Here is a 14131-nt window from a genome sequence, read left to right on the forward strand (position 1 = left end):
TATCCACAAGTTGTTACTTGCTGTTCGCTATCTGGCTGTTTAATATGCTCTCAAAGTCTTATTTGGATAATGGCATGGCAAAGTCCCAAATTCATTATATTGCTGCAGGTTTATTGTTGCTGTTAGCTGTTTTTTCGACAACCGACGCTGAGGCGCGGTTGATTGATAATTTGTATGCAGCAGAAGTTGAAGTTGCGTCGCAGAGCTCGTCTGATCGGCAACAGGCAATTGGCAAAGCTTTTGACCGGGTTATTACTAAGTTAACCGGCCAGGTTGAAGCAACGCAGTATGAGGCGATTAAACGGGCTAAGCGCGATTTAAATAATTATCTGGTTCAGTACGGCTATAGTCAAAACCAGGGGCAGCGCACGTTGACGGCGACTTTTGACGGCACTAAATTACGCGCGTTACTGGCTGAGCATCAGTTACCCTACTGGGGCAGTCGCCGACCTCAACTGATGTTATGGATAGCAAAAGAAGGCAGTAATGGGCAACGCACTATTATTGATAGTAACAGTGAGTCTGTTTTTACTCAGCAATTAAAGTTCTTTGCGCGCCAAAACAGTATTCCCGTTCAGTTGCCTTTAATGGACTTAACCGACAACTTCACTATCAGCGCAACGGATGTCTGGGGGCGGTTTCTCGATCCGGTAAGAACGTCGACTGAACGCTATGGTACCGATGGTTTGTTGGTTGGACGTATTATTCGTCAGGAGGAAACTGAAGAGCCCTGGCGTTTAAATTGGTTTGTGGAAGTGGGGGACGATAGGTTTTCCGGCGAAGTGACGGCAGCCAGTCCTGACTGGCTGGCCGAGCCGCTGGTTGAGCAGCTAATGACAAAATTGTCGCAGAAATACAGTCTTACCGCAGGTGATGAAAACGTTCGCAATACCATGACGGTAAAAGTGGAGGAATTAGCCAGCTTAAGCCGGGTTTTAGAACTGGAACGTTTTTTGAAAAGTATCGTGTCTGTACGGGACGTCCGTTTACTGACCTACTCACAGGCTTTGAGCGAATTTGAAATTGTGGTTAACGGTCCTGTCGATCAAATATTGCAGGCGATTAATTTGGATGGACGACTAGCGTCAAAAGAAGTTGGGCCATTCGTTGCTGCCAGAGAAGCTGAAATACCTGTTTATCGCTGGAACGAGAACCGCTGATGTTGCCACAGCAGTTGCCTTTGGCCGTACAGTTGCCGGATGACGAAATATTCTCGACGTTTCTGACCGGCGACAACGCAACGTTATTGAGTTGGCTGGAAGGATTACCGCAATCGCAGCCGCCGTTAAAAAGAAGCCAACAATTGACCTGGTTATCCGGTGCAACCGGGGTGGGGAAAAGCCATTTAATGCATAGCGTCATTGCATCGGTAAAACCGGAGCAGCGTATTGCTTATTTGCCTTTGCAGGAATTGGCTCAGGCCGATGCAACGGCCGTACTGCAGGGTATTGAACAAGCTGATCTCATCTGTCTGGATGATATTGATAGCGTGACACTAGAGCAGAGCTGGAGCTTTGAATTATTTTCACTCATTAATAGAGTGACCGATAACGAGTCAACGCGGTTGATTATGACGGCTAAGCAGTCGGCGGCGCAGACCGACGTTATCTTACCGGACCTGCAGTCCCGTTTTCAGTGGGCTACCGGCTTTCAGCTTCAGCCGTTGAACGATGACGAGAAAGCTAACGCGTTAATTCTGCGGGCACAGTGGCGTGGGCTTGAGCTTCCGGGCGATGTAGCGGCTTTCATGACACAACGTTTAGGCCGCTCAATGCGTGATTTAATGAAAGCCTTAAACGAACTGGATGAAGCCTCTATTACTTACCAACGTCGCTTAACAATTCCGTTTGTTAAGCAAGTTCTTGAAATTTAGTCGTAGTCTTTTAGTTTTTTCAGTCCCAACCCCTGGGCTCGTCCCTGATAACGCGCATAGCCGGTTGCACCAATAAAAGCGCCAGTGGTAAATATCAGTTCCAGTATTGACCACATTCGTTCATCGGGGTGCGTATAAACCACCGTTAAACCGTGCAGGAAATAAAACATCAAAATAAAGTTGGTCCAGGCATGGGTGTAAGGTTTGCCTTTAACCAGTCCATGCAAAGGAAACAGCAGAGGCAAGAGCCACAAAATTAGCGCAATATAAACGGGTAGTGTGCCGGGTGCATCGGTTGGCATGCCATGCCAGAGCGCAATTAAAATAAGCAAAGGCCAGTAGCAAATTTGTGTTAACCAGCGGTAAAAACGTGGGGATGTTGGCATTGATAAATCCTATGAAGAAAGCTTAGCAGCCGTTTGCGTAACTCGTTTGCCTAATGCGATAGCGCATTGACGCTCATGCTCAGTTAATTTTTTGCTGTGTTCATGGTGACTCGCACCATAAGGTGAGCCACCCGATTCCGTTTGATGCAGCGCGGGCTCTGAATATGGAATACCCACCAGCATCATACCGTGGTGGATTAAAGGCAGTGCTAACGTCAGCAATGTGGATTCCTGGCCACCATGTAGTGAACTGGACGAAGTAAATACGGCGCCGGGTTTGTCGGTCAGGATTGCCTGTAACCATTCGCGCGACGTCCCTTCCCAAAACTTCTGCAGGCTTGAAGCCATATGCCCAAATCGAGTTGGGCTGCCGAGAATGAGGGCATCACAACTTTCCAGATCCGCATTTTCAATCTCAAGATCTCTGTCACTAACAGCATTGCTGCCGTGCCCGGTACTACGCAAAACGGCTTCGCCGCCGGCCGCCGTTACGCCTTCTGCTATGGCATCGGCAAGCAGTTGTGTTGCTCCGTTACGACTGTAATAAAGAATAACGACGCGGGTCATCATAAAATATCCAACACGGCTTCAGGTGGGCGACCAATGGCGGCCTTATGGCCCCGAATGACAATGGGACGTTCAATCAACTTGGGATTATTCACCATAGCTGTAACCAATTCATCTTCATTGTTAATACCCGCCAGGCCTAGCTCTTTATAAATATCTTCTTTTTTACGCATAAGCTGGTCAGCGGAAAGACTCAGCTTTTCCAGAATGTCTTTGAGTTCGGCCGCGTTAGGCGGTGTTTTAAGGTATTCCACAATTTCTGGTTCTACGTTGTTTTGGTTCAGTAGTTCCAGAGTTTGTCTTGATTTTGAGCAACGCGGGTTATGATAAATTGTTACTTGGCTCATAGGTATCGTACCTTGTAGTATCTGAGTATTAGGTGAATATATGCTAATAGTAACGTAATTGAGGTAAGGAATGAAATTGAGAACACTGGTCTGCGCGGCTGCAGCTGTATTGATAACGGCTTGCTCACCAAAGCCTGACGTGGTTACTGATGCCAATAATGAGTTTCGCTGGGCGCAACTTGAAGGTAAAACCGTTGTCGTAAATTACTTCGCGCAGTGGTGTGCTCCGTGTCTGCGGGAACTTCCGGAGCTCAATGAGTTTAACGCGCATAAGCCGGAAAACGTTGAGTTAATTGGGGTCAGCTTTGACCCAATGTCAAATAACGAGCTTGCCGAACTGAAGCAGCGTCACGGTATTGAATTTCAACTGGCCATGATGGATCCGGCACCGGCGTTTCCTTTCGAACGGCCTCAGGTGCTACCCGCGACTTACGTTATCAAGCCGGATGGTAGCGTCAAAGGACCCTTGATGGGTGAGCAGGACTTAGAATCACTGGAAAACGCTGTTCAGTCACATTAATGACTGAATTTGTTGTTCCATGTTTCGGATCTGATCGATACGGGCATTCAGACGCTTGTGGGTCAGGTCGTTATCAGTGTGATTATGCGCGGTATGCAACTGATCAATTGCAAGCTTAAAATTTCCTCGCAGCGCAAGCGCCTCAGCACGGGTCTCGTACAAAGCAGCCGGTTTCCCGCTGCGCTCATAAGCTTGTATCAGAAGGTCAAGTGCCAACGTATGGTCGGGATTTTGCAGCAAAAAGTCACGTAATAATTTTTCAGCAAGTGCGGTATCTCTGGCTCTGAGTGCAGCATTTGCAAAGTTCAGTGTAATGACCGGCTCTGTCGGCTGTTGAATATACTTACCGCGCAACCAATTTAAAACGGTTTCGTAGTTCTCTTGTGCAAGCAAAATATCGGTTTGAACGTCGATATAAAACGCATTGTTCGGGGAACGCTCCAGTAATGGTTGCATTAATTCATGGGCTAAGTCGATACGGTTGCTATCCAATGCTTGTATTGCCAGAGCATATTGTCCCGCTTGCTGATTAATGGCGTTAGGGCTTGAGCGCATCGATTCGAAATCGCTTTTTGTACTGTCACTACTATAACGCGCTTGAACCCGGGCCTTTGCTAAAGCAAAATCAAGGCTTGGTGGTACATCAACTGGCCTCATGTTTTCAGCGCGAGCTCTTGTATCAGCTATACGAGACTCCGGCAAAGGGTGCGTCATAAGCATTTCGGGTGGCTTACTCACGTATCGGTATTTTTCTGCCAGCCGACCAAAGAAATCAGGGGCACCTCTGGGATCAAAACCCGCCGCCAGTAACACAGAAAGGCCAATACGATCGGCTTCCTGCTCGTACATACGGGTATAGTTAATCTGCGACTGTCCGGCCATACCCATAGTGGTATACAGTCCGGCCATACCCGCTTCCGGGTTTGCCATACCGATGAGAATAGAGCCAATAATACCGGCAATTGTCATGGGCATACTGCGCTGTTGTTCCTGCATTCGCCGGACAATATGACGTTGAGTAATGTGTGCAACTTCGTGTCCCAGTACTGCCGCCAGTTCAGATTCAGTTCTGGCTTCATTGAGCAAGCCGGTATGCACACCAACATAGCCGCCCATAAAGGCAAAGGCATTTATTTCTTTATTGTTTATCCAAAAGAAGTTGAAGGGGTAACGCACACCGCCGGTATTTCTGACCAAACGCTGACCCATACTGTTTAAATAGCTATCTAATACCGGATCGTAAATTATCGGAGCCTGAGAGCGAACCTGGCGCATATAAAAATCACCAACAACCTGTTCGCGTTCAATACTCATGAAAGCGGCGCCGGTGGTGCCTATTTCGGGTAAACGTTGACGATCCTGTGTAGCGCTCGTTGCAGCACTATAGCTCAATGTAAAGGTGAAGAGGCAAGCGATAAAAAAGTGTAGTTTTTTGGCGGACATCAATGACTCGCAGGCTAAATGAAACAGAGTTAATCTTCTTTTAAGAACCAAATTTTAATCTTTAGTTCCTTTTTACTCTATGGGGTTATGGAAAGATTGCAAGGACTGATATTATCGACCTAACGAAGATAAAGAGATTACGGCTATGTGGGAATACATTCAACAGTGGTACCGACGGAAATTTGCAGACCCCAATGCAGTAACCTTATTTCTGTTATTGGCATTTACTGTACTTGTTATTGCAGTTTTTGGCGGTTTAATCGTGCCATTATTAATCGCTATTTCTTTAGCGTACTTGTTAGATTGGCCGGTTATTCGGTTAATGCAAATAGGCTTGTCCCGGCTTAGCGCCACGGTTATCACGTTTTCTCTATTTCTGGCGTTAATGATCATCGGTTTACTGACTCTGGTTCCGGTCATTTGGCAGCAAAGCACAACGCTGATACAAGAAATGCCGGATATGGTTACCAACTTACAAATTTGGTTGCATAAATTACCTGAAATGTTCCCGACCATTGTTGATGACAACCAAATTAACGAATTTACCCAGGAAATGAAAAGGCGGGTGGTCGGTTTGGGGGAAAACCTATTAACGGTTTCCTTAACCTCTATCGTTAATGTTATGGCAATGCTGGTGTATTTAATTGTGGTGCCGTTATTGATCTTCTTTATGCTAAAAGATCGCGATGTCTTAGTCGCTCATTTTAGCCGATTGCTGCCTTCAAACCGCCAGTTAATTTCGCAGGTAGGCCAGGAAATGAACCTGCAGATTATGAATTACATTCGTGGGAAAGCCATTGAGGTGGTTGTGGTAGCGGTAGTGACTTTTGTCACCTTCAGTCTGTTCGATTTGCGCTATACTGCGCTGTTGTCCATTTTGGTTGGATTATCGGTTTTGATTCCTTACATAGGAGCGGCGGTAGTAACCATACCTGTTGTTCTGGTGGCTTTATTCCAGTTTGGCCCAACAGCGCCTTTTGTCTGGGTGACGGTTACTTATTTGGTTATTCAGGCTTTAGACGGAAACCTGCTGGTGCCTTTGTTATTTTCAGAAGCGATTAGTTTAAACCCCGTTTACATCATTGCTGCGGTATTAATCTTTGGTGGTATATGGGGTTTCTGGGGGGTGTTTTTTGCCATTCCGCTGGCGAGTCTGGTGAAAGCGGTATTAACCGCCTGGGACACTGGTACGAGTGATAATAAGGAAGAGCAAACACCGCAATAATGCGGTGTTTGCTGAGGTTTAAGCTTGTTTAAGGTGATCCAATACAACCTCGTGGTGTTCTTTGGTTTTGAATTTATCGAACACCTTTGAAACGGTTCCGTCCTGTTCAACTAAAAAACTAATGCGATGGATGCCGTCATATTCTTTACCCATAAACTTTTTCAGACCCCAAACCCCAAACGCTTCAGCAACTTTGTGGTCTTCGTCACTGAGCAGAGTAAAGTTGAGCTCATCTCTGTCAGTAAATTTAGCTAACCGCTTAGGCGCATCCGGGCTTATACCAACGGATACTACATTGCAGTCTTCCAGCTGCTTACGACTGTCACGTAAGTTCTGTGCCTGCACCGTACAGCCGGGAGTCATGGCTTTGGGGTAGAAGTAGACCAGTACGCGATGTTCTTTCAGCAGCTCCGATAATGCCACTGAGTTCCCGTGAGCGTCGGGTAACGTAAAGTCAGGTGCTTTATCACCCTGTTGTAATGTCTGCATTGTATTCTCCTGCAACTGAGTTAACTGTGCCAACATCATAGCGGACACAGAGCGTATTGGAAAATGTGATAGCGACAAAAGTTTGCGGAACCTTCTGGCTAAGTTAGGTTCCTACCACTTGTGTTTAGTCGGGGCTGGCATTACCATTAGAGCCCCAGTTTAGGACTTGGAGATTGTATGCTTAAGGGCAGTATTGTCGCTCTAGTTACCCCTTTTACAAAACATGGCAATGTCGATTACAGTGAACTTGAGTTTCTGGTAAACCGGCATTGTGAAGCGGGTACAGACGCTATTGTAGCGGTTGGCACAACAGGGGAGTCAACAACCTTAACGCATGAAGAACACATTGATGTCGTTAATGCGATGGTCGAGTTGAGCGCAGGACGCATTGATGTTCTTGCTGGCAATGGCTCAAATTCAACCAGCGAAGCGGTGCAGCTTACTGAGAAAATGAATCAGGCTGGTGTTAGCGGCTTTTTGAATGTGACGCCTTACTATAATAAACCCTCTTTAGCGGGTCTTATTGCTCATTATCAGGCTTGCGCAGATGTCACTGATAAACCTCAAATTCTGTATAATGTTCCGGGTCGCACCGGTCTTGATATGACGCCGGAAATGATAGAGCAGCTCGCAAAAATTGATAACATTATTGGTATTAAAGAAGCGACCGGCGATGTAAGCCGTGTGCAAGAGCTAAAAAAACGCTGTGGTGATGACTTTATTCTGTTAAGCGGTGATGACCTGACAGCGCGCGAATTTATGTTGGCTGGTGGTCATGGGGTTATCAGTGTAACGGCTAATATTGTACCTGCCAAAATAAAAGCAATGGTAACGGCTGCGGTTGCGAGCGACACCGCTCATGCGAACCAATTAGATGCCGAACTTGAGCCTTTGCATAATATGCTATTTGTTGAATCTAACCCAATTCCGGTTAAATGGTCTTTAGCCTTGATGGGCTGGGTTAGTGCAAACTATCGTCTGCCACTGACACCTCCGGAAGAAAAAAATCAGCAATTGATTGAGTCAGTATTGCAGCAAGAAAACCTATTAAATATTCAGGAGTCGTAATGAAATTGTCTCGCCTTGCGTGGATGGGCGTAGCTGCCGTAGTCGTAACAGGTTGTTCGTCGGTAGAAAAAGAACGTGCGAGCGGAGGGTTTGAATATATCAATATTCAGCCTACTGCGACGCTGAATATTCCTGAAGATTTGGAAGATGCGAAAACGGGCGATCAATACCGAATTCCTGATACCCAAATTTCTCCGGCGCCAATCGGACAAAGAGTGAATATTACTGCACCTCAGCAAGTTCGTCCTATTGGACTGGGTAGCCGAGTTTTAGAGACAGAAACAGAAACCCGGGTTTACTTTGATATTGTTGATGGCATGGGAGACTCAGTCACTGAGTTTGTCAGTCAGGCGGCCAAAGATGTTTTAGAACGCCGTAATATTAACTGGGACGAAGTGGGTGAAAATCGCTGGCTTACTGAGCCGATGGCTGTGCAGCAGGGTATTGACGGAGAGGGCGGTTTTCTTGGCTTTGGCGGAGAGAGCGATAAAATTCGTGAAAGAACGTTCCGTTACGAGGTGACTCAGGAAACCGAAAATCATCAACGTAGTACGGCCTTGCGTGTCAATGTAAATGACTTTACTCAGGTTATTGACGGCGAACAGAAAAAAGTAGCACCACTGGTTGTTCGTAATCTGGAAACTGACTTGCTTAACGCGGTTATTTCCGAAGTCAACCGTAAGCAGCAGTTAGCCGTTGTTCGCGAAAAAGCGGAAGGAATTGATACACGCCTGTCAAAAACAACCGAAGGGCATTCTGTTTTAATCGTTGAAGACGATTTTGAGCAAGCGTGGCCGTTGGTTAACCTTGCTTTAGAAGATATTGGATTTGAGGTTGAAGATTTAAACCGTGAAGCCGGAACGTATTTTGTCGAGTACAGCCAACCTGGCAGCGGCTTCTTGTTCATTGGCGGTGATGACTATGAAGCGCTTGGTATTGCCGAGGGTGAGTATGAATTCCGCTTATTGGAAGACGGCCAGAATACATCGGTAACCGTTTATCAGGATGATGAAGTTGTTTCAGACGAGTGGGTCAATCAAGTGTTTGAAGCCTTTAAAAACGCTGTTAAACAGCAAAGCCAACTTTAACTTAAGTGCGAGTGGAAAGATTCATGGAAAAACGCAGTGAACTGTATCGGGGCAAAGCAAAGACGGTCTACCATACTGACGACCCTAACCGTCTGATTCTGGAGTTTCGCAATGACACTTCAGCGTTTGATGGTGAAAAAGTTGAACAGCTTGATGATAAAGGCATGGTCAACAATAAATTTAACCATTTTATTATGGCAAAGCTGGAACAAGCGGGTATTCCGACACAGCTGGATGAGCGCTTAAGTGATACCGAATCTTTAGTTAAAAAACTGAATATGATTCCGGTTGAGTGTGTTATTCGTAATGTTGCCGCGGGTTCTCTGGTAAAACGCTTAGGGGTTGATGAGGGTAAAACGCTTAACCCGCCGACATTCGAGTTCTTTTTGAAAAATGATGCTTTGCATGACCCTATGGTGAATGATTATCACATTCAGGCTTTTGAGTGGGCAACTGCAGTACAAATTGAGAAGATGAAAGAGCTGACCTTTAAAGTCAACGAGGTTTTAAAAGCTCTGTTTGCTGATGCGGGTTTGCTGTTAGTGGATTATAAGCTGGAATTCGGTGTGTTTGACGGCGAAGTCATGCTGGGTGATGAATTCACACCGGACGGTTGTCGTCTCTGGGATGCTAAAACCCGCGAAAAACTGGACAAAGATCGCTTTCGTCAAGGCTTAGGCGGTGTTGTCGAGGCTTATCGTGAGGTCGCTGAGCGTCTGGGCGTGCAACTGGACTAATCTTTAGTTTCCGTATTCTGGTCGGAGTCGTCTTTAGTTTTAGGCGACTCTGCGTCGGGCCATTTAAGTTTAGCCGTATACTTTAGCACCATGACATTACTGATAACGACTCCAAGCACTAATGCTATCAGTAACCACACCAGATATTCGTTCATCCGTCATCCTCCGTAATTGTATCGATGTACTGATTTTTTATCTGTACCAGATTATCCAGAATAATAGGTTTGCCCTCTATCGCTATAGCATTGATGGTTTCGGCCAGTAGTTCCAGGCTGAGTTGTTGATGACATTTTTGCGACACCGGACGATAGCTTAAATGCCAGGGTTCCCGGGCAACGCCACCCTGATAGCGGGCATAAGGAAAAAAGAAACCATACTCATGTACATGTTGCGTTAACCATTGCCAGAGCTTGTGGCAAGGGCCATCTGCATCAGTATATTCGGCAGGCACTAAACGTAATTTACGTTCACTATGTTGAAACGGGCGAGGGTCATAAATATCGAGGTCGCTCCCCCAATGGTGACGACTGCTGCCGGGTAACGCAGACCAATGCAAAATAGCGTGCATTTTCTCGGTATCGTTTAAGGCAGAGGCGTCCAGTTGCTCGCCGTGTTGAGACAACAGAGGCAACTTACCCCGCCATTTCCGGTTCCAGATAGATAACTGCCTGTCCAGAGCGCGAAAACCGCTGGCAATAGCAAGCTCAAGGCCGTTAGCTGCCGCTGCTTTTTGCATAGCAAGATAACCTTCAGCGGCACCAGCATGAAGTTTATGCCCGTCTACCGCAGTTAAGTGTTTTTCACTGGCGCCGGTAAGTTCGGTATTACTTAACATAGTAATTTTTCCATACAGCGGTAATAAACGCCGCTGAGCTTATCCAGATCAGTGGCTTTGACGCATTCATTCACTTTATGAATGGTTGCATTTACGGGACCCAGCTCAATCACCTGAGCGCCGGTTGGTGCGATAAAACGGCCATCAGAAGTTCCACCCGCAGTGGAGAGGGTGGTAGAAAATCCACATTCATGCTCAATGGCAGACTGAACCGCTTCGACTAATGGGCCTGACTCTGTCAAAAAAGGCGGTCCGTTGAGCTTCCATTGCAAGCTGTATTTTAGCGAGTGCTTATTGAGTATGGCCTCAACTCGCTGTTTAATTTTTTCAGCCGTCAGCTCGGTGGAGAAGCGAAAGTTAAACTGGGTGTTAATACGTCCGGGAATGACATTTCCCGCACCGGTACCGGCCTGAATGTTTGACACCTGAAATGTCGTTGGCGGGAAACTGGCATTGCCTTTGTCCCACTTTTCTTTAATTAAGTCGCTGAGTGCCGGTGCAAGATCGTGAACCGGATTCTTTGCCAGGTGAGGGTATGCAACATGACCCTGTATACCTAACACGGTTAGGTCTCCGGTGAGACTGCCTCTGCGCCCATTTTTTACAATATCACCAAGAGTCTCAGTACTTGAGGGCTCGCCGACAATACACCAGTCGATGTTTTCGTTGCGTTGTTGAAGTGTTTCTATGACACGTTTGGTGCCATTGATAAAAGGACCTTCTTCGTCACTGGTGATCAGAAAACCTATATCAGCATCCACATCCGGGTAGTCTTTAATGAAGCGCTCGGTAGCCGTTATCATAGCCGCTAAACTACCTTTCATATCAGCGGCTCCGCGACCATATAAATAGCCTTCGTGAAGCGTTGGCTGAAAAGGAGGAAACTGCCAGTCATTCACATCGCCGGGCGGAACCACGTCGGTATGACCGGCAAAGCAAAACAATTTACGACCTTGCCCGCGACGAGCCCAAAGGTTCGTTGTATCATCAAAGATTAGAGACTCAAGGTCGAATCCCAGCGCCGCAAGACGTTCACCAATAAGTCGCTGGCAGCCTTCGTCTTCCGGTGTAATTGACGGGCGGGAAATAAGTTCATGGGCAAGTTGCAGTGTTTCAGAGCTCATAAGTAGCGTTCGCTCCAGAGTTTTTCGTTAAAGCCACAATAAATGTTCTGGCCGGTCTCAACCAATGGGCGCTTAAACAGAGTCGGCTGCTCGGCAATTAACGCGGCAATGGCATCGCGATTATCCACAGACTTTTGTTCGTCGGACAGATTCCGCCAACTGGTGCTGCGTTTATTTAACAATGACTCAGCAGGAAGCTGCTTCAACCAGCCAGTCACCGTTTCTTTTTGCAGTGGCTGTTGTCTAACATCGATAAACTCATAAGAAAGTCCGTTGTTATCCAGCCATTTAAGTGATTTTTTTACAGTGTCGCAGTTTTTTATGCCATAAACGCGCAACATAGGTACAGCTCCTGTCGAGGTTAAGTTGTGATAAGTGGACTGTCTTTTGCGGTAACGAGTCCGGATGTCAGCCAGTCGAAAGGCTCAGTTGTTTTTGTAGAGTCCGGCGCACAGACCAGAACCGCAAGCCGTTGCTGCATGGAATTTAAACTGCGTAGCAGTGACTGGTTAATTTTTACCAGAGGATCGCCGCATTGAATCTGGACCTGTCTGCGGCAAAGTACGGTCAGAGCCAAATGCGCTCCGAATGCATCACCTGAGCCTGTTACTAACTGTAGCGAGTAGGTGTTATTCAGGCGTAAGGATAAGTAATCGCCACTGCCACTAATATGGGTCAGTACGCCATCTGCCGGGGCGTATAAGGTACTACCGGTCATTTCTATGACGATACCCTGTCCCAACAGGCCTTGCTGGCATACTCCGGCTGTGGGTGGTACGTCGATGACCCGGCCGGTTACCGGTGCATAAAGAGAAGGAAGCTGACTTGTTGCCACAACTGACACCATGCTACTGACTAATTCAGTTAGTATAGTGGCAAAGCTAAAGCTCGCGTGCAACTGTATCCACATTAACTGTGGATATGTTTGTGCACTACGCGGTTGTAAGGTTTTAAGTTCATGAAAAATATGAATAATATTTAAAGTGTGAATATCGTACAATGGGTAGATATTTGTTTATAATTGCAGCATTTTTGTCAAAGAGGTCATCATGAGTGGTTCATTTTTTGCAGTTTTAAGAGATGGAAACGTGTATGCCGATAAATGGCCTCACCATTCAGTTGTGGCAGCTATGGCGGAATCGAGAATTATACCGGTGACGCGCAAGGCCATTAGCTGGACGCCGGGTATTGCTGTGCTAAATGCTGCACTCACCTGGCAGTTTATGCCGCAGGAGCAACTGGCTCCGGGACTGATGCTGTCGCTGATTATGTTGAGTTTACCGCTTCAGGGGCTGTATTGGCTTGGATGGCGTTCACGTCAGGTACTCAAACCTTCGTTAAGATATTGGTATAAAGAGCTAAGAGATAAGTTGCGGGCACAAGGAGTGGAATGTCAGCCTCAGGGTGAGAAAGGGCCTGAATACATGGATCTGGCGATTATTTTGCGTAAAGCATTGGAAACATTACCGCCGGAAGATCATTAAAATTAACCGGCGGCGATGTTATTTTCAGACTTTGAAGGTAGACCAGACTGGCGCATGATCGGAAGGTTTTTCTATGCCCCGCAGAGCATAATCTATACCGCTGTCTTGACAATGCTCTGCTAGAGTTTTCGTAGCCAGAATCAGGTCGATACGTAATCCACGGTTGTCATCAAAACCACGGGAACGATAATCAAACCAACTGAACTGATTATCCACATTGGGGTTCAGCTGACGATAAGTATCGGTAAAGCCCCAGTCCATCAGTTTTTGCATCCATTCCCGCTCTTCCGGCAGGAAACTGCATTTACCCGTTCTTAACCAGCGTTTGGCGTTGTTTTCACCAATACCAATGTCTGAATCGATACGTGAAATATTCACATCGCCCATCACAATAACGGGCTTCTCCGGTGAAAGGTCGTTGTCCAGATAGCTCATTAAGTCCTGATAAAACTTCTCTTTTGCCGGAAACTTAGTGGGGTGATCCCGGCTTTCACCCTGCGGGAAATAGCCGTTTAAGATGCGTACATGACTGCCATCGGCAAGTGGATAATCGCCCATGATCATCCGGCGCTGTGCTTCTTCGTCGTCAGAAGGGAAACCAAACTGCGGGTTTTGCAGCGGCTTTTTACTGAGCATAGCGACGCCGTAATGGCCTTTCTGACCATGAAAAATTACGTGGTAACCCATAGCTTCAACGTCTTTCAACGGAAACTGGTCATCATGCACTTTGGTTTCCTGCAAACCAATAACATCGGGCTTATGCTTATCAATTAACGCCTGTAACTGATGTAATCGAGCACGTATGCCATTGATATTGAATGAAATGATTTTCATAAAACGTCCTATAAATGAGCTTCTTTATAGCTTTAGGATAACACAGCACAGCGCAAACTTGGGATGCGAAAACAACAGAAAATTCGTATACTCTGGCGATAATTTTAAGCG

General features: G+C 46.5%; 19 protein-coding genes. 8 read left to right on the top strand and 11 right to left on the bottom strand.

The annotated features are described in order from the left end of the window. Positions 1-74: 74 nt before the first annotated feature. A complete protein-coding gene (locus L8G48_RS01945; RefSeq protein WP_248262931.1) occupies positions 75-1160 on the top strand; it encodes a DUF2066 domain-containing protein in 1086 nt (361 codons plus the stop codon). Beyond that, a complete protein-coding gene (hda, locus tag L8G48_RS01950; protein WP_248262932.1) occupies positions 1160-1873 on the top strand; it encodes a DnaA regulatory inactivator Hda in 714 nt (237 codons plus the stop codon). Before L8G48_RS01945 ends, hda begins: the two co-directional genes overlap by 1 nt. On the opposite strand, the gene L8G48_RS01955 is transcribed toward hda, so the two are convergent. The 3 genes from L8G48_RS01955 to arsC are packed head-to-tail and all read right to left on the bottom strand — an operon-like array spanning position 1870 to position 3173. After that, complete coding sequence (locus tag L8G48_RS01955; protein ID WP_248262933.1) at positions 1870-2259, bottom strand: DUF2069 domain-containing protein; 390 nt, start codon at positions 2257-2259, stop codon at positions 1870-1872. The two genes, hda and L8G48_RS01955, sit on opposite strands and share 4 nt — an antisense overlap. 9 nt (positions 2260-2268) lie before the next feature. Continuing rightward, a complete protein-coding gene (gene wrbA, locus L8G48_RS01960) occupies positions 2269-2826 on the bottom strand; it encodes an NAD(P)H:quinone oxidoreductase (RefSeq protein ID WP_248263325.1) in 558 nt (185 codons plus the stop codon). Beyond that, entirely contained in the window at positions 2826-3173 is a 348-nt protein-coding gene (gene arsC / locus L8G48_RS01965; protein WP_248262934.1) for an arsenate reductase (glutaredoxin), read from the bottom strand. The genes wrbA and arsC overlap by 1 nt, the downstream gene beginning before the upstream one ends. 70 nt (positions 3174-3243) lie before the next feature. Between arsC and L8G48_RS01970 the strand changes: the two genes are divergently transcribed. Continuing rightward, positions 3244-3693: a TlpA disulfide reductase family protein gene (locus L8G48_RS01970; protein ID WP_248262935.1), complete on the top strand. Its 450-nt coding sequence runs from the start codon at positions 3244-3246 to the stop codon at positions 3691-3693. On the opposite strand, the gene bepA is transcribed toward L8G48_RS01970, so the two are convergent. Beyond that, on the bottom strand, positions 3685-5136 hold the full coding sequence (gene bepA, locus L8G48_RS01975; RefSeq protein ID WP_505465438.1) for a beta-barrel assembly-enhancing protease: 1452 nt from the start codon (positions 5134-5136) through the stop codon (positions 3685-3687). The genes L8G48_RS01970 and bepA overlap by 9 nt on opposite strands. 145 nt (positions 5137-5281) lie before the next feature. On the opposite strand from bepA, the gene L8G48_RS01980 reads away from it, so the two are divergent. Further along, complete coding sequence (locus L8G48_RS01980) at positions 5282-6361, top strand: AI-2E family transporter (RefSeq protein ID WP_248262937.1); 1080 nt, start codon at positions 5282-5284, stop codon at positions 6359-6361. Between the two features lie 18 nt (positions 6362-6379). On the opposite strand, the gene bcp is transcribed toward L8G48_RS01980, so the two are convergent. Next, positions 6380-6850, bottom strand: coding sequence for a thioredoxin-dependent thiol peroxidase (gene bcp, locus L8G48_RS01985; protein ID WP_248262938.1), 471 nt, complete (start codon positions 6848-6850; stop codon positions 6380-6382). 177 nt (positions 6851-7027) lie between these two features. Here bcp and dapA point away from each other — a divergent pair, with 177 nt between their 5' ends. Genes dapA through purC form a run of 3 tightly spaced genes read left to right on the top strand, consistent with a single transcriptional unit; the run spans position 7028 to position 9743 of the window. After that, positions 7028-7918 carry a 4-hydroxy-tetrahydrodipicolinate synthase gene (dapA, locus tag L8G48_RS01990; RefSeq protein ID WP_248262939.1) on the top strand — a complete coding sequence of 297 codons (891 nt, stop codon included), beginning with the start codon at positions 7028-7030 and terminating at the stop codon, positions 7916-7918. Further along, complete coding sequence (gene bamC, locus L8G48_RS01995) at positions 7918-9006, top strand: NlpB/DapX family lipoprotein (protein WP_248262940.1); 1089 nt, start codon at positions 7918-7920, stop codon at positions 9004-9006. Before dapA ends, bamC begins: the two co-directional genes overlap by 1 nt. 23 nt (positions 9007-9029) lie before the next feature. Further along, positions 9030-9743: a phosphoribosylaminoimidazolesuccinocarboxamide synthase gene (gene purC / locus L8G48_RS02000; RefSeq protein WP_248262941.1), complete on the top strand. Its 714-nt coding sequence runs from the start codon at positions 9030-9032 to the stop codon at positions 9741-9743. Here the strand turns inward: purC and L8G48_RS02005 are convergent. Genes L8G48_RS02005 through L8G48_RS02025 form a run of 5 tightly spaced genes read right to left on the bottom strand, consistent with a single transcriptional unit; the run spans position 9740 to position 12537 of the window. Next, entirely contained in the window at positions 9740-9898 is a 159-nt protein-coding gene (locus L8G48_RS02005; RefSeq protein WP_248262942.1) for a DUF2897 family protein, read from the bottom strand. The two genes, purC and L8G48_RS02005, sit on opposite strands and share 4 nt — an antisense overlap. Next, a complete protein-coding gene (locus tag L8G48_RS02010; RefSeq protein ID WP_248262943.1) occupies positions 9895-10578 on the bottom strand; it encodes a M15 family metallopeptidase in 684 nt (227 codons plus the stop codon). The genes L8G48_RS02005 and L8G48_RS02010 overlap by 4 nt, the downstream gene beginning before the upstream one ends. After that, positions 10572-11702 carry a succinyl-diaminopimelate desuccinylase gene (gene dapE / locus L8G48_RS02015; protein ID WP_248262944.1) on the bottom strand — a complete coding sequence of 377 codons (1131 nt, stop codon included), beginning with the start codon at positions 11700-11702 and terminating at the stop codon, positions 10572-10574. Before dapE ends, L8G48_RS02010 begins: the two co-directional genes overlap by 7 nt. Then, positions 11699-12043, bottom strand: a complete 345-nt coding sequence (locus L8G48_RS02020) for an arsenate reductase (protein WP_248262945.1) — start codon at positions 12041-12043, stop codon at positions 11699-11701. Before L8G48_RS02020 ends, dapE begins: the two co-directional genes overlap by 4 nt. Before the next feature lie 20 nt (positions 12044-12063). Beyond that, entirely contained in the window at positions 12064-12537 is a 474-nt protein-coding gene (locus L8G48_RS02025) for a PTS glucose transporter subunit IIA (RefSeq protein ID WP_248262946.1), read from the bottom strand. Between the two features lie 214 nt (positions 12538-12751). On the opposite strand from L8G48_RS02025, the gene yfbV reads away from it, so the two are divergent. After that, the gene (gene yfbV, locus L8G48_RS02030; RefSeq protein ID WP_248262947.1) at positions 12752-13186 is read left to right on the top strand and encodes a terminus macrodomain insulation protein YfbV; all 435 of its coding nucleotides are present in this window, start codon (positions 12752-12754) and stop codon (positions 13184-13186) included. A 24-nt stretch (positions 13187-13210) separates the two neighbouring features. On the opposite strand, the gene xthA is transcribed toward yfbV, so the two are convergent. Next, complete coding sequence (xthA, locus tag L8G48_RS02035; protein WP_248262948.1) at positions 13211-14020, bottom strand: exodeoxyribonuclease III; 810 nt, start codon at positions 14018-14020, stop codon at positions 13211-13213. Between the last annotated feature and the right edge of the window lie 111 nt (positions 14021-14131).

Origin of the sequence: Idiomarina aminovorans (genome assembly GCF_023155095.1) — a bacterium.
GTDB lineage: Bacteria > Pseudomonadota > Gammaproteobacteria > Enterobacterales > Alteromonadaceae > Idiomarina > Idiomarina aminovorans.